At 69.5% G+C, this 20,683-nt stretch carries 21 protein-coding genes and 1 tRNA gene; 6 read left to right on the top strand and 16 right to left on the bottom strand.

Translation table 11 applies throughout. From position 1 onward, the window contains the following. The 5 genes from EDC36_RS02825 (at position 1) to EDC36_RS02805 (ending at position 2,928) form a co-directional block, all read left to right on the top strand. Positions 1-1,116, top strand: a complete 1,116-nt coding sequence (locus tag EDC36_RS02825) for a YeeE/YedE family protein (RefSeq protein ID WP_132961753.1) — start codon at positions 1-3, stop codon at positions 1,114-1,116. Continuing rightward, positions 1,109-1,942: a tRNA threonylcarbamoyladenosine dehydratase gene (locus EDC36_RS02820; protein WP_132961752.1), complete on the top strand. Its 834-nt coding sequence runs from the start codon at positions 1,109-1,111 to the stop codon at positions 1,940-1,942. Before EDC36_RS02825 ends, EDC36_RS02820 begins: the two co-directional genes overlap by 8 nt. Before the next feature lie 44 nt (positions 1,943-1,986). Continuing rightward, a tRNA-Lys gene (locus EDC36_RS02815) sits at positions 1,987-2,062 on the top strand. A 21-nt stretch (positions 2,063-2,083) separates the two neighbouring features. Then, positions 2,084-2,392, top strand: a complete 309-nt coding sequence (locus EDC36_RS02810) for a nucleotidyltransferase domain-containing protein (protein ID WP_132961751.1) — start codon at positions 2,084-2,086, stop codon at positions 2,390-2,392. After that, positions 2,389-2,928 (top strand): hypothetical protein, encoded by a 540-nt coding sequence (locus tag EDC36_RS02805; protein ID WP_132961750.1) that lies wholly within the window; start codon positions 2,389-2,391, stop codon positions 2,926-2,928. The genes EDC36_RS02810 and EDC36_RS02805 overlap by 4 nt, the downstream gene beginning before the upstream one ends. An 11-nt stretch (positions 2,929-2,939) precedes the next feature. On the opposite strand, the gene EDC36_RS02800 is transcribed toward EDC36_RS02805, so the two are convergent. Genes EDC36_RS02800 through EDC36_RS02780 form a run of 5 tightly spaced genes read right to left on the bottom strand, consistent with a single transcriptional unit; the run spans position 2,940 to position 7,181 of the window. Beyond that, a complete protein-coding gene (locus EDC36_RS02800) occupies positions 2,940-3,260 on the bottom strand; it encodes a hypothetical protein (protein WP_132961749.1) in 321 nt (106 codons plus the stop codon). Then, entirely contained in the window at positions 3,257-3,508 is a 252-nt protein-coding gene (locus EDC36_RS02795) for a MoaD/ThiS family protein (RefSeq protein ID WP_132961748.1), read from the bottom strand. Before EDC36_RS02795 ends, EDC36_RS02800 begins: the two co-directional genes overlap by 4 nt. A 9-nt stretch (positions 3,509-3,517) precedes the next feature. Next, on the bottom strand, positions 3,518-4,795 hold the full coding sequence (locus tag EDC36_RS02790; protein ID WP_132961747.1) for an NAD(P)/FAD-dependent oxidoreductase: 1,278 nt from the start codon (positions 4,793-4,795) through the stop codon (positions 3,518-3,520). Positions 4,796-4,797: 2 nt separating this feature from the next. Further along, positions 4,798-6,645, bottom strand: a complete 1,848-nt coding sequence (locus tag EDC36_RS02785; protein WP_132961746.1) for an aldehyde ferredoxin oxidoreductase family protein — start codon at positions 6,643-6,645, stop codon at positions 4,798-4,800. A gap of 53 nt (positions 6,646-6,698) precedes the next feature. Further along, positions 6,699-7,181 carry a 4Fe-4S dicluster domain-containing protein gene (locus tag EDC36_RS02780; protein ID WP_132961745.1) on the bottom strand — a complete coding sequence of 161 codons (483 nt, stop codon included), beginning with the start codon at positions 7,179-7,181 and terminating at the stop codon, positions 6,699-6,701. 168 nt (positions 7,182-7,349) lie between these two features. Here EDC36_RS02780 and EDC36_RS02775 point away from each other — a divergent pair, with 168 nt between their 5' ends. Further along, positions 7,350-8,483, top strand: a complete 1,134-nt coding sequence (locus tag EDC36_RS02775; RefSeq protein ID WP_132961744.1) for a helix-turn-helix domain-containing protein — start codon at positions 7,350-7,352, stop codon at positions 8,481-8,483. A 175-nt stretch (positions 8,484-8,658) separates the two neighbouring features. On the opposite strand, the gene EDC36_RS02770 is transcribed toward EDC36_RS02775, so the two are convergent. The 11 genes from EDC36_RS02770 to EDC36_RS02720 form a co-directional block, all read right to left on the bottom strand. Beyond that, positions 8,659-9,495, bottom strand: coding sequence for an ABC transporter substrate-binding protein (locus EDC36_RS02770; RefSeq protein ID WP_132961743.1), 837 nt, complete (start codon positions 9,493-9,495; stop codon positions 8,659-8,661). After that, a complete protein-coding gene (locus tag EDC36_RS02765) occupies positions 9,492-10,217 on the bottom strand; it encodes an ATP-binding cassette domain-containing protein (RefSeq protein WP_132961742.1) in 726 nt (241 codons plus the stop codon). Before EDC36_RS02765 ends, EDC36_RS02770 begins: the two co-directional genes overlap by 4 nt. After that, positions 10,214-10,936 carry an ABC transporter permease gene (locus tag EDC36_RS02760; protein ID WP_132961741.1) on the bottom strand — a complete coding sequence of 241 codons (723 nt, stop codon included), beginning with the start codon at positions 10,934-10,936 and terminating at the stop codon, positions 10,214-10,216. Before EDC36_RS02760 ends, EDC36_RS02765 begins: the two co-directional genes overlap by 4 nt. A gap of 116 nt (positions 10,937-11,052) precedes the next feature. Continuing rightward, positions 11,053-12,117, bottom strand: coding sequence for an MBL fold metallo-hydrolase (locus EDC36_RS02755; RefSeq protein ID WP_243646448.1), 1,065 nt, complete (start codon positions 12,115-12,117; stop codon positions 11,053-11,055). A 61-nt stretch (positions 12,118-12,178) separates the two neighbouring features. Continuing rightward, positions 12,179-12,766, bottom strand: coding sequence for a TMEM165/GDT1 family protein (locus EDC36_RS02750; RefSeq protein ID WP_260680220.1), 588 nt, complete (start codon positions 12,764-12,766; stop codon positions 12,179-12,181). Next, on the bottom strand, positions 12,763-13,989 hold the full coding sequence (locus EDC36_RS02745; protein WP_132961740.1) for a DUF2399 domain-containing protein: 1,227 nt from the start codon (positions 13,987-13,989) through the stop codon (positions 12,763-12,765). Before EDC36_RS02745 ends, EDC36_RS02750 begins: the two co-directional genes overlap by 4 nt. Positions 13,990-13,995: 6 nt before the next feature. Next, positions 13,996-16,803 carry an ATP-binding protein gene (locus tag EDC36_RS02740; RefSeq protein ID WP_132961739.1) on the bottom strand — a complete coding sequence of 936 codons (2,808 nt, stop codon included), beginning with the start codon at positions 16,801-16,803 and terminating at the stop codon, positions 13,996-13,998. Between the two features lie 11 nt (positions 16,804-16,814). Further along, the gene (locus EDC36_RS02735) at positions 16,815-17,519 is read right to left on the bottom strand and encodes a DUF4194 domain-containing protein (RefSeq protein WP_243646447.1); all 705 of its coding nucleotides are present in this window, start codon (positions 17,517-17,519) and stop codon (positions 16,815-16,817) included. Then, complete coding sequence (locus tag EDC36_RS02730; protein ID WP_243646446.1) at positions 17,516-18,823, bottom strand: DNA recombination RmuC family protein; 1,308 nt, start codon at positions 18,821-18,823, stop codon at positions 17,516-17,518. The genes EDC36_RS02735 and EDC36_RS02730 overlap by 4 nt, the downstream gene beginning before the upstream one ends. A 126-nt stretch (positions 18,824-18,949) precedes the next feature. Then, entirely contained in the window at positions 18,950-19,300 is a 351-nt protein-coding gene (locus EDC36_RS02725) for a DUF5368 family protein (RefSeq protein WP_132961738.1), read from the bottom strand. A 21-nt stretch (positions 19,301-19,321) separates the two neighbouring features. Next, on the bottom strand, positions 19,322-20,662 hold the full coding sequence (locus EDC36_RS02720) for an NAD(P)/FAD-dependent oxidoreductase (protein ID WP_243646445.1): 1,341 nt from the start codon (positions 20,660-20,662) through the stop codon (positions 19,322-19,324). Positions 20,663-20,683: the final 21 nt, after the last annotated feature.

Below are 20,683 nucleotides of genomic sequence, written 5' to 3'. Positions count from 1 at the left end.
ATGGACGAAACCACTTTTCAATCTTTGCACGCCACGGTGCTGGCGGCGGCTTTCGCCGTCTCGGCGGTCTTTGGCGCACTGGCCCAGCGCACCCATTTTTGCACGATGGGCGCCATCAGCGACGTCGTCAACATGGGCGACACCGTGCGGCTGCGCATGTGGGCGATGGCCATCGGCGTGGCCATGATCGGTTTTCACCTGATGGCGGCGGCCGGGCTCGTTGACCCTACCCAAACCATTTATTGGAGTGGGCGTGTTATTTGGGCCTCGGCCTTGCTGGGCGGGGCGTTGTTCGGCTTTGGCATGGTGCTGGGCTCGGGCTGCGGCAGCAAGACGCTGGTGCGGCTGGGTGGCGGCAGCCTCAAGGCGCTGGTGGTTTTTTTCGTGATGGGGTTTGCCGCCTACGCCACGTTGCGCGGCATCACCGCGGTGTTGCGCGATCGCACGGTGGATCGTCTGGCGTTCGACCTGCAGCCGGGCAGCCCCTTGCCGGCGTGGTTGGCGCAGCAGTTCGGCTGGGCGCCGTCGTCCACGGCACTGGTGCTGGGCGTGGGGGTGGGGGCCGCGCTCGTCGTTTGGGCGGCGTCGCATCCGGACTTCCGTGGCAGCGGCCAGGCATGGCTGGGGGGGGCGGGCATCGGCGCCACGGTGGCGGCGATGTGGGCGGTGTCCGGCTGGTTGGGGTTTGTGCCGGAACACCCACAAACGCTGGAGCCGGTCTATGTGGCCACGCAAAGCGGGCGCATGGAGGCCTTGACCTTCACCGCCCCGATGGCCTACACGCTGGACTGGTTGATTTACTACAGCGACGCCAACAAGGTGCTGACCTTGGGGGTGGTGTCGGTGTTGGGCGTGGTCGCCGGCGCCGCCGCGATGGCGCTGGCCACGCGCACCTTCCGCTGGGAGGGCTTTGCTGGCACCCGCGACACCGCGCTGCACATCGTGGGTGCGCTGTGCATGGGCGTGGGTGGCGTCACCGCCATGGGGTGCACGATCGGGCAGGGGCTCTCCGGGGTGTCGACGCTGAGCCTGACCAGCGTGCTGGCGTTGGTCGGCATCGTGCTCGGGGCGCTGGCGGGTTTTCGGTTCCAGCTTTGGTTGCTGGAGCGTGACTAAGGCTGTTTCCGCGCACGCCCACGCGCCGGCCCCCGACGCGGCATCGGGTGACTGGGATCCGGCGCGCCGCTTTGGTGGCGTGCAGCGCCTGTACGGCGCGCGTCGGGCGCGCACCATCGCCGAGAGCCATGTGGTCGTGGTCGGCGTGGGGGGCGTGGGCTCCTGGGCGGCCGAGGCGCTGGCACGCAGCGGGGTGGGGGCGCTCACGCTGATCGATCTGGACCACGTGGCCGAATCCAACGTCAACCGCCAGGTGCACGCGCTCACCGCCACGCTGGGCATGGCCAAGGTGCATGCGATGCAGGCCCGCATCGCGGGCATCCACCCCGGGTGTCGGGTGCGGGCGGTGGACGCTTTCGTGGCCCCGGACAACTGGGCCGAACTGTGGCAGCAGGCGTGCCGCGCGCAGGGCGAAGCGCGCCCGTTGGCGGTTATCGATGCGTGCGACCAGATGGCGGCCAAGGAAACCCTGGCGGCATGGGCGCGCGCGACACAGAAGGTGCCGTTCGTGACCGTGGGCGCGGCGGGGGGCAAGCGGCTGGCGCACGCGGTGGAGGTGGACGATGTGGCCCTGGCCACGCACGATCCGCTGCTGGCGCGGCTGCGCCAACGGTTGCGCCGCCAGCATGGGGCGCCGCGGCAGGGCCGCATCGGCGTTACCGCGGTGTTCAGCCGCGAGGCGGTCGCCCCGCCCGACCCATCGTGCGCGTTGGGCCGCGAGGGCAACCTCAACTGCCACGGCTACGGCTCGTCGGTGGCCGTGACGGCCACCTTCGGTCTATGCGCCGCGGGGTGGGTGCTGGATCGGCTGGCGCGTTTTTCATGATGCTATAATGCAAGCTTTCGCGCTACCCCTCAACGGTACCGCACGGGTCGTTAGCTCAGTCGGTAGAGCAGCGGACTTTTAATCCGTTGGTCGCAGGTTCGAATCCTGCACGACCCACCAAACGTCGGTTGGTGGCCGATCATGCGTTTGACCGCAGCGCAGCAACGCATCATCCAAGAAACCGTGCGGGCCACCGTCGGCGACGATGCAACGGTGGTTGTGTTTGGGTCGCGGTTGGACGACGCGCGCCGTGGTGGTGACGTTGATTTGTTGATCGAAACCAACCAACCCGTACCCGTTTTAGACCGGGCACGCCTGGGACTTCGGTTGCAGCAGCGGTTGGGCTTGCCATTTGACTTGGTGTTCCACTGCCGCGGGACCCCGTGGTCGCCATTCCAGAAAATGGCCCGGGACACGGGCACAGCGTTGGTTCATCGGCCGTCGCCATGACATCCCTGCAGGATCTCAAAGCTTACCTTGGTGATTTGCTCACCGCGATCCAACGCAGTGTTTATTTTTTGGTGGCGGCGGATCAACAGTTGCCTTGGCCGCTATCGGGCGCGGAGCTTGCGGCGCGCAAGAAGGACGAAGCGCTGTACCAGACCTTATCGGCCTTCAACGAGCGCTACGCCAAGCTGCAGGACACGGTGGGTGCTGCGATGCGGCATGCCAGTCTGTTGCTGGGGGAGCGCACCGACGATTTTTTGCATGTGCTTGCGCACTTTGAAAAGGCCGGCGTGATCACATCGGTCGAGACGTGGCAGGCGTTGCGCTTGGCCCGCAACCAAGCCGCGCATGAGTACGAGACCGATTATGGGAGCATTGCCGAGCATTTCAACGCGTTGCATGCGTTGCTGCCCGAGCTGGTTCTGACCGCGGCGCGGCTGGTGGCGCTGTCCCAAACCAAGCTTGGCATCGGTCCTCGGGATGACGCGTTTGCATCCGATGTTCAGCGCATCGTAGAGCGGCTGTCGCGCTCGCCATGAGCGACGCCGGCTCAGCCCCCACCCCGCCGGGTGTGCAAATCGAAATGGCGCCAAAAGGTCTGGCGCGCCTCAGGGGTGACGTCGGGGCTGAACGCGGCGTGGACGCGCAAGCGCTCCAGGCGCATCAGGCCCAACGCCAACGGCGGCAGCGGTCGCCACGACAGCGTCACCTGGCCACCCTCGACGGGCAGCGTGCACGCGCTGGCGTCGGCGGCAAGGTCGACGCCGGTGGCCAGACGCACCAAGCGCCGCCACTCCGCCGCGCTGGCGGTGACGTCGCGCGTTGCATCGGCCCGGGCCGCCAAAGGGACCGGAGGTGCGCCGTCGTTCATCCGCCCGCGATCGGCGGCCAGATGGCCAAGGTGTCGCCGTCGGTCAGCGCGCGGGCGGCGCGCGCCTCGGGCGGGATGTACACGCCGTTGACCAGCACCAGGTGCACGAGCTTGGGCGGCAGGTGCAGCCGCTCGATGAGCTGCTGCACCGTGGTGCCCGGCGCCACAGGCAACACGATTTGATTGCCCTGGGCGCCGGCCGGTAGATGGTCGCTGAGCGTTGCGAACAGCTTGAGGGTGACGTTCATGCTGCGATGCTAGCGCCGCCCGCCATCGAGCGCGCCGCTCCAGCGGTGCTGGCTTTGCGCGCAGGCCAGGTACGCCGCCGCGAACTGCGTGGGGTCGCGCAGCAGCGCCTCTTTCCAGGCCCCCAGCCGCACTTGGCCTTCGACCAAACCGCGCAGGGCACCCACGTGGTCGGTCCAGCCCACCGTGTTGCAGCCCACCACCCGGTCGCCGTGAAAGGCCAGGCTCACCACCTTGTGGTGGACCTCGTCCACCACTTCGGCCCGCTCGCCACCCGGCACACCCTGCCAGTGGCCGAAGCTGGTCGAGATCAGTCCCAGGGTGTCGAGCACGTTGATTTGGGTGACGCCGCGCAGCTCGGCGCGCAGCCCCACCATGTTGAGCGCGGCCACGCGCGCTTGCTCGGCGGCGTTGGGTTGGATGGCGCTGACGATGGTGGTGCCGCTGACCTTGTCGAAGGCTTCGGCGCAGTCGCCGGCGGCGTACACGCCGGGGACGTTGGTTTGCATGTGCTCGTCGGTGAGCACACCTTGCAGGCAGCGGATGTCGCTGGCTTGCAGGAACTCGATCGCCGGCTTGACACCGGCGGCGATGATGACAAGGTCGGCCTCGACGTGCTGGCCGTCGGACAGACGCACGCGCAGCGGCGCGGCCCGCTCGATGGCTTCGATGCGCGTTTGGGTGAGCACGCGCACGCCTTGGCGTTCGCACCAGTGCCGGATCATGCCGCCGGCGGTCGGCCCCATCATGCGCGGCACCATGCGATCGCCCATTTCCACCACCGTCAGCTGCACACCCCGCTGCTTGAGCGCTTCCATGATGATGCAGCCGATGAAGCCCGCGCCCAGTTGCAGCACGCGCGCACCAGGCTTGGCCAGTGCCTGGATGGCGCGCGCGTCGGCCAGCGTCCAGCAGTGGTGCACACCCGGCAGCGTGACGCCGGGGATGGGAGGCTTGACGGGGCGCGAGCCGGTGGCCAGCAGCAGCCGGTCGTACTCCAGCGTGCGGCCGTCGTGCAGCGTGACGCGGCACGCTTGGGTGTCCACCGCCGTGGCGCGGCCCGCCACGCAGTCGATGCCCAGCGCCGCGTAATGCCCAGGGTGCTTGCGCAGGTAGGTGCCGCGCTCGTCGATGTTGCCCACCAGCAGGTAGGGGATGGCCATGCGCGAGTAGGGCGGCTCGGGCTCGTCGCCCACCAGCGTGACGCGGTCGTGCGGCGCGTGCTTGCGGATGGTTTCGGCCGCGATGACGCCTGCCGGGCCTGCGCCCAGGATGACGTGGTGCCGCATGGTCACAGGCCCAGACGTGCTTTCGTCTCCGCCGTGGGCCGCCCTTGGGCGTCCCAGCCGCGCACTTCGTAGTACTTGGGCAGCATCTCGGGCAGCTTGTTGGTCAACCCCTTGGCCGGGCCGGTCTTGGCCGGCTCGTTGAGCAGCCGTGGCGGCAGCGTGTCGTCGGCGGCGGTGAAGCCGGCGCGGTTGTTGAACTCGCGCTCCAGGTTCCAGATGCGCTCGCCGATGCGCTCGAGCTCCTGCACGGTGAACTCCTCGCCACAGGCGGCGGCCACCTGCGGGGCGACGTCGGCCAGCGTCCAGGCAAAGCTGGTGAAGATGCAAATGCCGGCCGAGTCGAACGCTGCCGTGGCGTCCTGGAACGCTTTGACCAGCTCGGGTTTGCCCTCGGTGCTGTGTGGGTCGGTCTTGACGGGGATGCCCAGCACCTCCGAGGCCACCGTGTAGCCGCGCAGGTGGCACGCGCCGCGGTTGCTGGTGGCGTAGGCCAACCCCATGCCTTGGATGCCGCGGCTGTCGTAGGCAGGGAATTCCTGGCCCTTGACGCTCATTGACAGCTCGGGGTGGCCGTATTTGGCGCACAGCCGCTTGGAGCCCAGGGCGATTTCCTTGCCAAAGCCGATGCCGTTGGCGGTCATGTCGGCCAGCTCGCACAGCGCCCGCGCCGAGCCAAACGGGGCTTCGAGGCCGATTTGCTCTTTGGTCAGCACCCCCAGTTCGTACAGCTCCATGACCGCGCCTACCGTGGCGCCGAAGCTGATGGGGTCCATGCCGTGCTCGTTGCAGATGAGGTTGGCGTATTGCAGGGCCTCGAGGTCGTTGACGCCGTTGGCCGCCCCCAACGCCCAGGCGGCTTCGTACTCCAGGCCGCCGCTGGCGCCCCAGTACTGAGGCTTGTTTTGCACGCTGAAGTGGGTTTCGTCGATTTTGCTGATGCGCCCGCAGGCGATCGTGCAGCCAAAGCAGGCCTGGTTGGTGACCAGGTGCGGCTTGCCGTCGGTGGGGCGTGGCTTGAGCATGGCCTCGGCCGAGATGTCGTTGGCGCCTTCGAACTGCACGTCGCGGTGGTTGCGTGTGGGCAGCGCGCCGATTTCGTTGATGACGTTCATCAGCACCTGGGTGCCGTATTTGGGCAGGCCCTGACCCGTGACGGCGTTGTCGGCCAGCACCTTTTTGGCGGCGCGCGTGGCCTGCATGAAGGCCTGCGGGTCGCGGATGTTGCCCACGCCCTTGGTGCCGCGCACCGCGATGGCCTTGAGGTTTTTGCTGCCGGCCACCGCGCCCACGCCCGAGCGCCCCGCGGCGCGGTGCAGGTCGTTGACGACGCAGGCGAACAGCACCTGGTTTTCGCCGGCGCGCCCGATGCTGGAGATGCGCAGCAGCGGGTCTTGCAGGCTGGTCTTGAGGATGTGCTCGGTGTCCCACACGCTCTTGCCCCACAGGTGCGAGGCGTCACGCAGCTCGGCCACGTCGTCCTGAATGTACAGGTACACCGGCGTGGGCGACTTGCCCTCGAAGATGATCATGTCCCACCCAGCCGCCTTGAGCTCCGCGCCCCAGTAGCCGCCGGAGTTGGAGCAGGCGATGGCGCCGGTCAGCGGCCCCTTGGTGATGACGGTGTAGCGCCCGCCGGTGGAGGCCATCGTGCCGGTCAGCGGCCCCGTGGCCCAGATGATTTTGTTGTCCGGCGACAGCGGATCGACCTTGGGGTCGACTTCTTCGACCAGGTATTTGCTGCCCAGCCCGCGCGAGCCGAGGTACTGGCGCGCCCAGGTCATGTTGAGCGGCTCCGGCGTGCAGGTGCCGGCGGTGAGGTTGACACGCAAAAGTTTTCCGGCCCAGGCCATGATCGGTCTCCTTGCAAGCGTTGGCGTTGTGTGACGGAACGATGGGACGGCGCTCACGCCGTGGCGGCGGCGGGCTGGTTGCCGAGCTTGTCGGCCCACTGCTGCATCTTGCCCAGGCCGGTCCAATTGGCGTCGATGAAGGTGATGGCGCCGGTGGGGCAGGCCTCGGCGCACGCGGGCTGGCCGCCGCACAGGTCGCACTTTTGCACCTTGCCGGTTTCGGCCACGTAGTTGATCGTGCCAAAGGGGCAGGCGATCGTGCACACCTTGCAGCCCACGCAGGTCGATTCGCTGACCACCTTGGCGCCGGTGACCTTGTCCACCGTGATGGCCTCCACCGGGCAGGCGTGCAAGCACCAGGCTTCGTCGCACTGGGTGCAGGTGTAGGGCACCTTGCGGCCGGTGTGGTGGAAGTCAAACACCTTGATGCGGGACTTGGCGGTGGCAAAGACGCCATAGTTTTCGTACGAGCACGCCATCTCGCACGAGAGGCAGCCGGTGCACTTGGCCGGGTCGATGTGCAGCATCTTCTGCATGGTGTGTCTCCTGGTGGTGCGCGGGGCATCCCCACCCGCGTGTGGGTTTTGCGCTATTCTTGGCAGCACAAAACCCCGCACCACCTAGGGTTTACCCCAGGGCGGTGCGAAATTCTCAAAATGCGACACCGTGGCCGGCTCGCGGCCGCACCAGGAGACAACCGCACCATGGCGCAAGGCGTCGAGCACCGTGTGGCCCCCGCCGCCGCGGGCGAGCGCTTGCGCGCCATCGAGCAGGCGCGCCGGCGGTGGTTGCTGCACGAGGGGCCAGCGCCGGCCAGCGCGGCCGTGGAGCCGTGGATCGTGGCGTCGTGGCAGCGCTGCCTGGCGTGGGGGCGCTCGCCGCGCGAGCGCATCACGTTCGACGCCGTCAGCGCCGCGGCGCAACGGCGGGCGCTGCAGGCCAGCGCCGAGCTGCGTCGGGTGGCGGCCCCGGTGATCGAACAAACGCTGGGCCGGGCGATGCACGACACCGGCTACTTCGCGCTGCTGACCAACGCCGACGGCGTCGTCATCGACGTGCATGGGCCGGTCGATGACCACAACGTGCACGTGCACGCGATCGCCCGCGTCGGGGTGGACCTGTCGGAGCGCACCGTGGGCACCACCGCCATCGGCGCTGCGTTGGCCGAACTTACGCCGGTGTGGCTGCACCGCGGCGAGCATTTTTTTGAAGACACCGCGGTGTACTCGTGCGCGGGCGCGCCGCTGTGGGGGCCGGACGGCGCTTGCCTGGGGATGCTGGATTTGACCGGGGTGCTCGCGCCCGAGCGTCGGGCGCTGAAGCACCTGGTGGCGGTGACGGCGCGCCGTATCGAAAACGCGTTGGTGCTGGCCCAGTCGCACACGCTGCGCCTGCGGCTGACGTGGCCCGGCCACCTGCCCGGCGACGATGACGACGGGCTGCTGGCGCTGGACGGTGAGGGCATGATCGTGGCGGCCAACCGAACTGCGGCCCACATGCTGGACATCGGCGCGCCGTGGCCGCACGCCAGCGAGGTGCTGGCGCTGCCGGTGGCGATGCTGTTCGACGCTGCACGGCGCCAGCGCCCGCCGCTGGAGGTGCCGACCTGGGGCGGCCTGCGGGTGCTGGTGTGGGCGCAAACCGGTGGCGCCGACGCTGGCGCGGCCGTTGGCGCGGCGGCGGTGCCGCTGCGCAGCCGCGAGGCGGCCCTGATCCGTCAGGCCGTCGCCGAAGCCGGAGGCAACGTGGCCGAAGCGGCGCGGCGTCTGGGCATCAGCCGCGCCACCGTCTATCGCCGGCTGGCCCAGCGCCGCGATGAGCCCGACACCGCGGCCTGATGCTCAGGCCAGATCCTCGGCCTTGAGGGTGGCCTGCACCGCAGGGCGCACGCCCAGCTCCTCCAGCACGATGTGCACGGCCAGCGAGCAGGCGCCGGGTTTGAGGTACAGCTTCATGATCCGGTTCTGCACAGCGAAAAGTGCTGTGCAGGTGCGAGTGTAGGCATTCGACGGTTCATTTGCTCGCCTGCTGGGCTGCGTTCGGGAAAAATACCGGCTGGCCGGCGATTTGATAGTCGGCGATCGCTTGCTGCCCCTGGGGCGAGACGAGCCAGTCGGCAAAGCGCTGGGCATCGCGCACGTTGACGTGGGGGTGGCGCGCCGGGTTGACCACGATGACGCCGTACTGGTTGAACAGGCGCTGGTCGCCTTCGACCAAGATGGTCAGGTCGGCGCGGTTCTTGAAGTTCAGCCAGGTGCCGCGGTCGGCCAGCACGTAGGCACCACTGCTGGCAGCGATATTGAGGGCCGGCCCCATGCCGCAGCCACAGGCCCTGTACCCAGCGCCCTTGTCCTCTACACCAGCCAGCGTCCAATACCGCAGCTCGGCCGCATGCGTGCCGCTTTTGTCGCCACGCGAAATGAACGGCGCACCCGCCGCGCTGATCTTCTTCAGCGCCGCCACGATGTCATGGCCACGGACCCCTAGCGGGTCCGCCTTGGGGCCGATCAGAACGAAGTCGTTGTACATCACCGGCAGGCGCTTCAGACCCCAACCTTCGGCCACAAACTTCTCCTCGGCCGGCTGGTCATGCACGAAGACCACATCCGCATCGCCGCGCCGGGCCATGTCCAGCGCCTGCCCCGTGCCCAGGGCCACGACCTTGACCGCGATGCCACTGTGCTGTGTGAAGCGCGGCAGCAGGTGCGCGAACAAACCCGATTGCTCGGTGGAGGTCGTCGAAGCCACGACGATGCTTTGCGCTGCCGCAGCCGTCAGCAGGCCCAGCCCCAGGCCCCAGGCTGCGACCCAGCGCCACAGCTTTTGGATTCTCTTTTTCGAGCCGCTCATATCAGTTCTCCTTTAACGAAAAGCGCCCCTTCGGGCGATACCACCTGCAGCCGTTCGTGGTCGAAGAATTCGCGCACCGGCAAATCGGCCAACAGCCGCCCGCGCTCCAGATACAGCACGCGACTGGCCAGGCGCTTGACCTGGCCCAGGTTGTGGCTGGCAAAGACCAGCGTCAGCGGCGCGCCCGCTGCCGTGCGGCCCTGCATGAACTGCGCGATCAGCGCCTCCACCTCGCGCTTGGCGTGCGGATCCAGGCTGGCCGTGGGCTCGTCCAGCAACAGCACCTGCGGCTGCAAGGCCCAGGCACGCGCCAGCGCCAGGCGCTGCTGCTGGCCACCCGAGAGCGTGCGCGCCGCACGGCTGGCCTGGCCCTCCAGCCCCACCCGCTGCAGCGCGCGCATGGCCTGCACCTTGGCGTCGGTCCAGCGCGCGCCGCGCAGCCACAGCGCCAGCGCCACATTGCGCAGCGCGCTGGTGCGCAGCAGATAGGGCCGTTGAAACAGCATGGCCTGCGCGCGCAGCGGCACGCTGCTCACACGCCCGCTGCTGGGCGGCTGCAGACCATGCAGCAGCCGCAGCAGCGTGCTCTTGCCGCTGCCGTTGGCACCCACCAGAGCCACCGCCTCGCCCGCGTGAATGCGCAGATCCAGGGCATGCAGCGCCTGCACCGCGCCCAGGCGCACGGCCGCCGCCTGCAGCTCGAACACCGGCGTCGCACTCATGCCGCCGTCTCCACGGCTGCCGTGCCGCGCTGGCCGAGCCTGCGCAGCACGGCCACCAACGCATGCAACGCCCACACCACCAGCAGCAAGACCAGACCCAGAGCCAGCGCCAGCGGCAGATCGCCCTTGCTGGTTTCCAGCGCGATGGCGGTCGTCATCACGCGGGTATAGCCCTCGATGTTGCCGCCCACGATCATGACCGTGCCCACTTCGGAAATGGCGCGCCCAAAAACCGTGATCAGTACCGTCAGCAGCGCGTGGCGCTCGTCCCAGGCTAGCAGCAGGGCGCGCAGCGCCCGCCCCGCACCCAGCGACTGCAGCTGCTCGCCGCCGCGCGCGTGCGCGTCCTCGATCAGCTGGCGCGTCAGCGCTGCCACCAGCGGCAGCACGAGCAGGGCCTGCGCCAACACCATGGCGTGCAGCGAGAACAGCCACCCCAGGTGCCCCAGCGGGCCCGAGCGCGACAGCAGCAGGTACACCAGCAGCCCCACCAACACCGAAGGCACCGCCAGCAACGCGTTGAGCACGGTCACCACCGCGCCACGGCCGGCAAAGCGCGCCAACGCCAGCCACGCACTCAGCGGCAGGCCTACCACACAGGCGAAGGCACAAGCCAGTCCGCTGACCAGCAGCGAACGCGCAACGGTGTGCCACAGCACGGCATCGCCGCTCAGCAGCAGCCCGAACGCCAGGCGCACGCTTTCGCCCAAAGTGCCCATCGGGGACTATTGTAGTAGCCCGAGGCTGCGACGCCCCTCGGTGTGGCGGACGTGGACAGAGCTTCCTGCCCCGGGGGCGCTGCGGGGTGCGCAGAGCTCCCCGTCCTGACGGACGCTCAGAACAGCTCTTTTTCCGCTTCGAGGTATGCCAGGCTCGTGTACTTGCCGATGTTGGACTCGAACCCGGCCATGTTCTTGGCGCGTGTCTGCACGCGCGGGTCTTTGAGCACCAGCTCCTTGGCCCTTTCCAGCGGCACGCCGTCTTTGACCGCCTGCACGCAGGGCTCCCAGATGCCGCGCAGGAAGGTGCCGTAGTCGTTGAGCAGCGTCTTGCTGCCGCGGCCGTGGCCGGGCCACCACAGTTGCTCACCGGCGGACCGCTGCAGCGCCTCGTAGTACTTGAAGGTGCCCGGGTAGGAGCCGTCGTCGATGTTGGCGATGCGGTTTTCCATCGCGATGTCGCCCACGTAGGTGAAGCGATCCTCGACCACTTCGATGCACAGGTCCGACGGCGTGTGTGCGCGGCCGTAGTGGTGCATGCGCAGCGTCACGTCGCCAAAGCGGTAGGTGCGCCCGTGCTCGGTGGCCTGGTTGGGGGGCACCACCTTGGTGCCCATCGTTGCCTGGTTGGTCCAGCGCTCCATCAGGCTGCGCCACAGGTTGCCCTCCGCGCCGCGAATTTGCTCGATCGTGTGCGGCAGGGCGTAAATGGGCAGCTGCGCCCCGAAGGCCTCCACGAAGGCGTGGTTGCCCAGCCAGTGGTCACCGTGGTAGTGGCTGTTGAAAATCGCCACCACCGGCTTGTCGGTGACGGTGCGGATCATGCGGATGGCCATCTGGCCGTGCTGCAGCGAGCAGCCCGAGTCCAGCACCACCACGCCGACCGAGGTGACGACAAACACCACGTTGGCCATGACGCCGCGGTTGTCCGGCGTGGGGAAGCCGTCGCGGGCGTAGATCATCCACACGTGGGGGCTGAGGCGCTCGGGCTTGACGTCGGGCACCGGTGGGCCTTCGATGAAATCCTGCAACTGTTGCGCGAACAGCCGCACTTCGGGCACCGCCGCCAGCGTGGCCACCCCGGCGGAAGCGCCCGCGACGGTGCGCAGCCAGTGTCGGCGGGTAAGAGAGGGTTGCTGCATGAGGGTCTCCGGATGGGACAGCCGCTGCGGTGTGCTCATGCCGCGCTGCTGCATAAGCATGCACGAATGTATGCGATTGTGGCCCAGCGTGCGCGCCCTGTCAAAAGTCCAGGCGCTCGCCAACGCCCAGCAATGTCACCACGCCCAGCGCGGCAAACACGGCCGCGGCGATGGCGTGCACCACCTTCATGGGAACCCGCCGCGCCAGCCGGTCACCCACGAACACGGCCGGCACGTCGGCCAGCAGCATGCCCAGCGTCGTGCCCACCACCACCAGCACCGGTGCGGCGTAGTGGATGGTGAGCGCCACGGTGGCGATTTGCGTCTTGTCAGCCATTTCGGCCAGAAAAAACGCCACCAGCGTCGCACCAAAGACGCCCCAGCGCGGGGGGATGCGCACCTCGTCCTCGTCCACCTTGTCGGGGATCAACATCCAGCCCGCCATGGCCAAGAACGACAGCCCCAATCCCCAACGCAGCACCGCGGGGCTGACCGCCGAGGCCAGCCACGCCCCGACGGCCCCGGCCAGCGCGTGGTTGACCACGGTGGCCGCGACGATGCCCGCCACAATCGGCCAGGGACGCCGAAACCGCGCCGCCAGCAGCAGCGCCAGCAGTTGCGTTTTGTCGCCCATCTCCGCCAGCGCCACCACGCCGGTGGAAACCCAAAGTGCTTCACCAACGATCACAACCAAGCCTCCTGTTCGGCCTTGCGGCCCGTGTGTTGCATGTGCAACGCCAGTGCCCGCAAGGCGGCGGGCAGGTCGTCGCGTGCCAGCAGCCGTGCAAGCCGCTGGCGGTCGTCGTCGCCCAGCGGTTGCGTGTCGGCGGCGTCCAGATGCTGCGCCTCCATGCGCCAAGGTGCCCACGGCTGCCCCAGGGCTTGCCAGCACTGCCCCAGCGCCAGCGCCATTTCCAGCCCGGCGGGGTCCAGGTCGCAACTGATGGCCAGCGGTGCGGGGGCCTGTCGGACCAGGTGCAGCAAGGTGTCTTGCCACGCCTGCGAGGTACGCCCCGGCATCCACACCAGCAGTGTGTCGCCGTCGCGTTGGCCGGCCTGGCGCTCGAAACTGGCGCGGTTTTCGATCAACCACCAACGCTGGGGCGGCGGTTGCAGCGCTCCTACGGCGCGCACATCGTCCATGGGCACGGCCACCATATGCAGCGCTGCCAAGTCGACGCCGTGGCCATGGGGCCAACACAGCCGGGCCTGCCCCGCGAGCCAGAGCACGGGCGCAAAGGCGCTCACGCCCCAAGCCTCGAGGTCGAAGTGGCGCGCCAGCCACTGCCAGTCCGCGGGGCTGAGGCCCTTGGTCGATCCGGTGACTTGCAGCGCAAAATCGCGGCGTGTACCGGTGCGGCGCTGCTGGCCCCACATCCACAGGGTCTGCACGCAGTGCGCGCGCGACCGTAACGTGGGCAGTGGGGTTTGCGCGGCTTCGTCGCGCAGCACCTGCACGGCCCGGCGGTGCATGGCCACGATCGCGTCGGTGGTCGCGCCATCGGTCGGCAAGCGCTCCGCCCAGTCGGCCAGCGTTTGCACGAGGGCGTGCCGAGCGTCGCGGCGCTGCTGGTGTCCCTGAACGCCCAGCTCGGCGCGCAAGGTGTCCAGATCGCGCCACGAGAGGGCCTCCCAGCTCCAGCGGCCACGCTGCCAGCGTTCGTGCCATCGCACCCAGCCGTGCTCCAGCAACCATGAGGCCAGTGCCTCGGCGCTCTCCAGACGGTGCGCGCCCGCCAGCCGCATCAGGCTGTCCCGGCGCCGCGTGGTGGCGTCCGACGGCAGCCAGCGCGCCAGGATGTCGCGCTGCTCCGGAGATATCCATGCCAGCGACGCCGGGTCAGGCGCGGCGACACGCTGGCGCAGGCGCGCGTGGCGGCCATGCTCGACGATGTTCCAGTCGGTGGGCATGGTGCGTCAGGCCGGGCGGCGTTGCAGCACGCCGATGGGGGGCGCCCAGCGCGCGCCGGCGGGTTTTTTGCTGGTCACCAGCGTGATGTCGGCGGGTTCGAACACCTCGACGTTGTGCGTGATCGGGGTGGTCAGCACGTACTGCGCGCGGGTGGACTTGAGGAAGTGCCCGACCAGCTGGATGTTGCGCACGTCCAAGTGGGCAAACGGCTCGTCGATGAAGACAAAGCCGCCCGGGGTCTCGTCGTCTTTCAACAGGCCAACCAGCAGGATCAGCGACTTGATGACCTGCTGGCCGCCCGAGGCTTCGCCGTCGTTGAGGCCAATGTGGCCCTTGCCGTCGAAGTTGAAGTGCACCTTGAGCTCGGCCTGGCGCAGCACGGTGTCGTCGTTGTCCAGGTGCGGCAGCTCGGCGTGCACCTCGACGCCGGCCAGTTGGCCCAGCTCGACGATGTTTTTTCGGTAGCGCCGCACGGTGGAGCGCAGCACGTCGATGTAGCGCTCGCGCGCGTTGTCGACGGCGCGCGCCGCCGCAGCGTTGCCGGCTTGGCGCTCGCGCACGATGAGTTCTTGCTGCACGACGTTGGCCTGCATCAGCGTGTGGCGCTCTTCGACGCTGGGGTCGGTCTCCCACTGGCCTTCGTCCAGGTCGCGTTGCAGCCGCGCCAGTTCGTTGCGCGCGCCCTCGGCGCTGCCGTACTGCGCCCACCACGGCTGCACGGCGGCGCTGTGCCGCCACGACGCTGGCAGGGGGCAGCGGTCGCGGCGCAACGCCGCCGCCTCGTCACGGGCGCGGCGCAGGGCGGCCATGGCATGGCGGGTTTGCTCGTCCAGCGTGCTTTGGTCGTGCTGCAGCTGCTGCTGGTCGGCGTGGTACTGGCGGTCCAGCTCACGCTCGCGCGCCCGCGCCGCTTCGAGCTGCTGCAGGGCTTGCGCCATGCGGGTCTGGGCGTCGGCCAGCGCGGGTTGCAGGGCCTGCAGGGCGGCTTGGGCCTGCTGAAATTCGGTCGCGCGTTGCGCAAGCTGCTGCGCCGCGCCGACGCCGCGCAGCGCCTGCTGCACGGCATCGATGTCGTGTTGCAGCGGTTGCAAGCGCTGCAGCAGGCGGGCGTGTTCGGTGTCCAGCTGGGCCAACCGCTCGTCCAGCGCCTGACGGCGAGCCTGCACGGCGGCGGCGCCAAACTGGTGCTCGCGCGGCTCGATCCACACGCTGCGGCCGCCGCGCCCATCGCGCCAGTAGGCTTGGGGGGTGATCCACTCGCCGCCGAGGCGCAAGCCTTCGTCGATGTTGGCGACGCGGCGGATGCGCCGCAGCGTTTCGATCATCCAGCCGGGCAGGGTGTCGCGCACGCGCAGCACCGCCAGCAGGCTGTCGCGTGGCACGTCGGCGGGCACCGCGTCACCGTGGGGCACGACGTAATGCCGGTAGCGCAGCCGCTCGGCCAACGCCATGGCCTCGGCCTGCGTGTCGGCATGATCCAGCACGACCACCCAGCGCAGGCCGCGCAGCACGCCTTCGGCCGCGGCGCGCCAGCGCTCGTCGGCGATGTCGATGACGTCGGCCACGACATGGTGGCCGATGTTGGCGCGGCGCAGCTCGCGCAAAAACGCCTCCACGTCGGGCGGTGGGGGCGGGGCACGGCGCCCGTCGCTGAGCTGGTCGCGCTCGGTGCTGAGTTGATGACGTTCCTGCTGCAGCGCCGCCAGCCGCGCTTGCAGCGGCTGCGCCTGGGCCACCAGGGCGTCGAGGCGGCGTTGCAGCTCACCGTGGTCGGTGTCGATGGCGGCCAGCGCCTGCAGCCGGGCTTGCTGTTGCAGGGTGTCGTGCAGCACGTCGCGTTGGCGTCCCAGGCGCTCGGCGTCGTCGCGCGCGGCCTGGTAGGCTTGGTCGGCGCCGTGCAGCACCTGACGGGCCTGCTGCCAGCGCTCGTGCAGCGCCGCCAGGGCCTGCCGTTGGGCGGCCAGACGCTGCGCCAGGGGTGCCAGGCGCTGACGTTGACGGTGGGCCTGCCACAGCCGCTGGGCGGCGTCGCGGCGCGCGCCATGCCACTGCAGCGCGGGGATGATGTCGTGCTGCAGCGCGTCGCGTTCGCGTACGCGGGCCTGCCACTGGCGGTACAGGTTGACGCGGCTGGCCAGTTCCGCCAGTTGGGCCTGGCCGTGGGCCAGCTCGCGCTGCGCAGCTTCCAGCTCGGCCGCCACGGCCTGTTGGTGGCGGCGCGCTTCTTCGTAGCGGTCCAGCACCTCCTGGTCGCCAAAAACGTCGAACACCAGCCGCAGCAGCTCGCGCGGCGAGTATTCGCACAGCCGGTCGGTTTGGCCTTGCTCCAGCGCCAGCACGCGCGCGATGGCGCGGCTCAGCCCGGCGCTTTCCAGCCGGCGGCGCCAGGCTTCCAGCCCCAGCCACTCGCGCTCCGGGCGCTGCAGCAGCGCTTCGATGGGGACGTCGCCGTCGCCCATCCAGTAGCGGCGCTGCCAGTCGCCGCCGTTGCGCGCGATGTGGCACGCCAGCGTCACCTCGTCGGCGTACAGCAGGCTGCGCGCAAAGGGGCGGCTGGAGCTTTGGCGCGTGCGCGGGCGGTTGTCCACCGTGGCGCGCAGCCATACGCTGTCGGCGTTGGCGTGGCGTGCGTAGGTTTTGTAGCTGCGCCCGCCCGAGCATTCCAGGCCCAGCAGGGTGCGCATGGCGTCCAGCAGGGTGGTTTTGCCCGACCCGTTGGGGCCAGCCACCGTGATGATGGCGCCGTCCAGCGGCAGCGTCAGGCGCTGGCAGTAGTCCCAGTGCAGCAGCTCCAGGCTCTTGAGGTGAAACATAGGGCTTGGCGTCAATCGGTGGTGGAGGCTTCGGCGTCGGGTCCGGGGGTGTCCACGGGCAGCGCGTCGGGCTCGACCAGCACGCGCTGGCGCGCGCGTTGCAGCACCTCGGCCAGCGTGCCCTCCAGCACGCGCGGCGCCAGCACGTCGTAGTCCAGCAACAGGTCCAGCAGCGGGCCTTCGGCGATGTCGTCGCCGCGGCGAACGATGAAGCCGTGGTTTTCCAGCCGTTTGAGGTTGGCGTCCAGGCGTGTTTTGCGCCCGAGCTGGGCACCGAAGTCGGCCAGCAGCGCGCGGTAGGCCACCACCGGGCTGGTCTGCCGTGCCGCAGGCAGCGGCCGCTCGGCGGCGAACATTTCGGCTTGGCCCGCGTCGCCTTGCCGCGCGGCTTGTCGCTCCCGCTTGGGCAGCACGATCAGCGCCCACAGCACCACCAGCAGCGAAATGGCGTCGCGCGGCAGGTCGATGTTGTTGTGCGTGGCCAGCCCCGTGTCGCCGAAGACGGCGTTTTCCACCGGGCGCAGCAGCGCCACGGTGACATGGTCGGCGTAGATGTTGTCCACCAGCCGCAGCCCCACCGCGGCCAGCCGGTCTTGCACGGCGGCCCACAGGTCGGCATCGACCAAGGCACGGCGCACGCGCGGGTGCTGGCGCGGCAGCCAGCGGCGCGCCAACAGTTCGGCGGCGAGCAGGGCGGCGTCGTCGGGTTGCGTCATGGTCCGGGGGTGTCCAGAGGTTGCGGGGGCAGCAGCGTGCCGTCGCTGACGCGCTGCACGGCGGCGTCGTCCACCGCGATCGTGGTGGGGCTGAACTCGGCACGCCAGCCGCTGCGTGCCAGCGTGCCGGTGGGGCCTTGCAGCGCCGCAGCCTGCGCGTCGCCCAGCAAAGGCAGCAGTTGCAGGCGGTAGGCCGCCTGCGCGTAACGCCCACCCAGCACCGCCTCGGGCAGCGGGTGGGGGTGGGGTTGGGCTTCACGCCAGCGGGTCAGCGCGTCGATCAGCGCCAACAACTCGGCCGGCGGTGGGGGCACGTCCAGGTCCCCGGTGCCGGCGCGGTGCGGGGGTGGCAACGCTTGGCTGCGCGCGGGGTCGGGGCGGTCGCGCTCCCACTCGGCCTCGGCGACGTCGAGCAGGTCGTGCTGGCTGACGAACACCGGGGCCACCCCGTGCAGCAGTGCGCCCTCGGCCAGCCGCGCCAGCTGTGCCGCCGGCAAGCCGCGCAGCCAGTCGCGTACGTCGGAGCTGGTCACCCCGGTGCTGCCCAGCGTGACGCGTTGGCGGTCAAGCTGCTGCAGCGCGCGGTGGAACTGGCTGGCCATGGCCAGCAAGCGTGCCTGCGCGTAGCCCAGCGCGCGCGCCTCGCGCTCCAGCCGGGGGTGGTCGCTGCCGCTGCGGATCAGCGCGGTCAAGGCCTCGCCGGCGCGCTCCACCAAGCCCAGCGCGCGCTCAAAGCGCGGCTGCACCGCGCGCAGCCGCGCTTCGGAGCCGCTGGTGATCGCCTCCTCAAAATCGTCGTGCAGCCGCGCCAGTTGCGCGTGCAGGTGCTGCAGTTGCGCGGGCTGGGTCAGCCCCAGCGCATGGGCGCCGGCGGCCTGCGCCAGCAGCGGCGCCAGCTCGTCGTCGTCGCTGGGCGGCTGGGCCAAGGGGGCCAGCAGCGCGTGCAATTGGCGCGCCAAGGGCGGCAGCGTGTAGTCGTGCGCGGTGGCGTCCCAGGCCAGCAACCCCAGCTCGCGCAGGCGCTTGAGCACCTGCTCCAGCGCCGCGGGTTGCACCGCGTGGAAGCGCTGCTGCAACGCCTCGCGGTCCAGCCGTCCTTGCGCGATCGTGGCCAGCTCCAAAAAACACCACAACCGCAACCGCACCCAGGCCGCCGGGCCGGAGAGCAGGCCGCGCAGCGCTTCGATCAGCGGCGCGCGCTCGGCCAGCGCCCACCCGACCGAGGTGCCCAGCGCGGCGTCAGGGTCGCGGAAAAACGCCTCGAAGGGGCTGGCGTCGGCGTCGGTCTCGGGGGGCAGCGACATGCGCGGGCGGGCGGCTGGGTGTCGTGGGGGCCCCGATTCTAGGGGATGCCATCGCGCCCCACGGCCACGGGCCGCCCCGCCCCAGCGGTGCCGGCACCACGCCGCACCGAGGGGGCTTCAACGCCATCACGCGCGGGGCTTGGGCCACAGCAGGCCCAGCACGGTGTAGGCGGCCACGGTGGTGGCGACGAAACCCACGCCGTACACGATCAGGATCAAAAACCAGTCCGCCGGACCGGCCGCGTCGGTGAAGCCAGACGATGACACGATGGCCATGATCACCAGGGCCAGCCCGCCACCCAGCAGTCCGAGCAGTTCGGCGCGCACCAAGCGGCGCGAGACCAGGGCGCCCTCGCGCCGCCACACCCAGACGAAGCCGACCACCGCCGCCAGCGCCAACAACGGCAGCAGCCACAGCAGCGGGCCCAGCATTTCCTGAAACACCGCCAAAAACACCATCGGGTCGTACTCTTTCATCGTGGACTCCTCCAGCGGGGCTCAGGCGCGGCCACGCAGCATGCTGATGTAGGTGGGCTTGAGGGCCATCGTCTTCATGACCCAGCTCACCCACAGCTCCTCCAGCGGGGCGATGAAGCCGGGGAACGATTCGTACAGGTTGTCGTGGTAGTCGAACTCGATCAACATCGCGCGCCCCAGGCGGGTGATCAAGGGGCACGAGGTGTAGCCGTTGTAACGCTCCTCAGAAGGGCGTCCGGCCAGGTCGCCAACCAAGTGATCGACGGCAACGGGCACCTGCCACTTGACACTGGCCGCGGTTTTGCCCTTGGGCACACCGGCGATGTCGCCCAGGCCAAAGACGTTGGCGTAGCGCTTGTGCCGCAGGGTCTCGCGATCCACCTCCAGCCAGCTTTCGCGTGCGAACGGACCGTCCTGCCACGGCAGCGGGCTGTTGCGCACCACCGCCGGGGCGCGCATCGGCGGCACCACGTGGATGAAGTCCCAGCGCAGCTCGGTGCGCCCCGCGGGGGTTTCGTAGGTCGCGATGCGCCGACCGGGGTCCAGCGCCACGAGGCGGTGTTCCATGTGGGTTTGGATACCGCGCTGGGCGAACAGCATGCGCACCTTCTCGGCCACGATCGGCACCGAGAACAAGGTTTTTTGCGGCGCCAGGTAGTGCAGCTCGGCCCGGCCGCGCTGGCCGGCGCGGCGCAGGCGGTCGTCGGTGATGAAGGTGTACTTCAGCGGCGCGCCGGCGCACTTCATGTCGGTGTGGGGGCGCCCCATCAGCGCCACACCACCCTGGTTGGCGAAGCGTTGCATCGACTGCCACGTCAGTTCGGCCGCCTGCGGGCTGTGGTACACGCTGCCGATGCCCTCTTTGCCGATCAGCGCGATGTCCATGCCCTCGATGGCGCCGTAATTCAGCTCCAGCCCGCAGGCCACGATCAGGTAGTCGTAGGGGATGGTGCGCCCGTCGGTCGTCACGACTTTGCGGGCCTCGGGGTCGATTTCGGCCGCGGCTTGCTGCACCCAATCGACGCCCTGGGGGATATAGTCCTGGGTGCTCGACAGCACGTACGACGCGGGCTTGATGCCCGCCCCGACCAAGGTGAAGCCCGGCTGGTACAAGTGCTCGCGCCGGGCGTCGATCAACGTGATCTGCGCACCCTGCAGCCGTTTGGCCAGGCGCGACGCGCTGGCCAGGCCCGCGGCGCCGGCCCCGACGATGGCGATGCGGGCGGATGTTTTCACCGTTGATGGGGGCGCGGCGTGCGCGCCGCGGGGCAGGGTGGCCGTCCCACCCAGGGCAGCGGCGCCGCTGGCGATGGCGGCCATGCGCGCCAGGGCGGCGCGTCGGTCCAATCGTGGCGAAGTCACGGTTGCCTCCTACAGGTACTC

The sequence above is a fragment of the Tepidimonas ignava genome (assembly GCF_004342625.1).
Classification (GTDB): domain Bacteria; phylum Pseudomonadota; class Gammaproteobacteria; order Burkholderiales; family Burkholderiaceae_C; genus Tepidimonas; species Tepidimonas ignava.
Note: the sequence above shows the minus strand (reverse complement) of the source record. Positions and strands in the feature narration are given on the sequence as shown.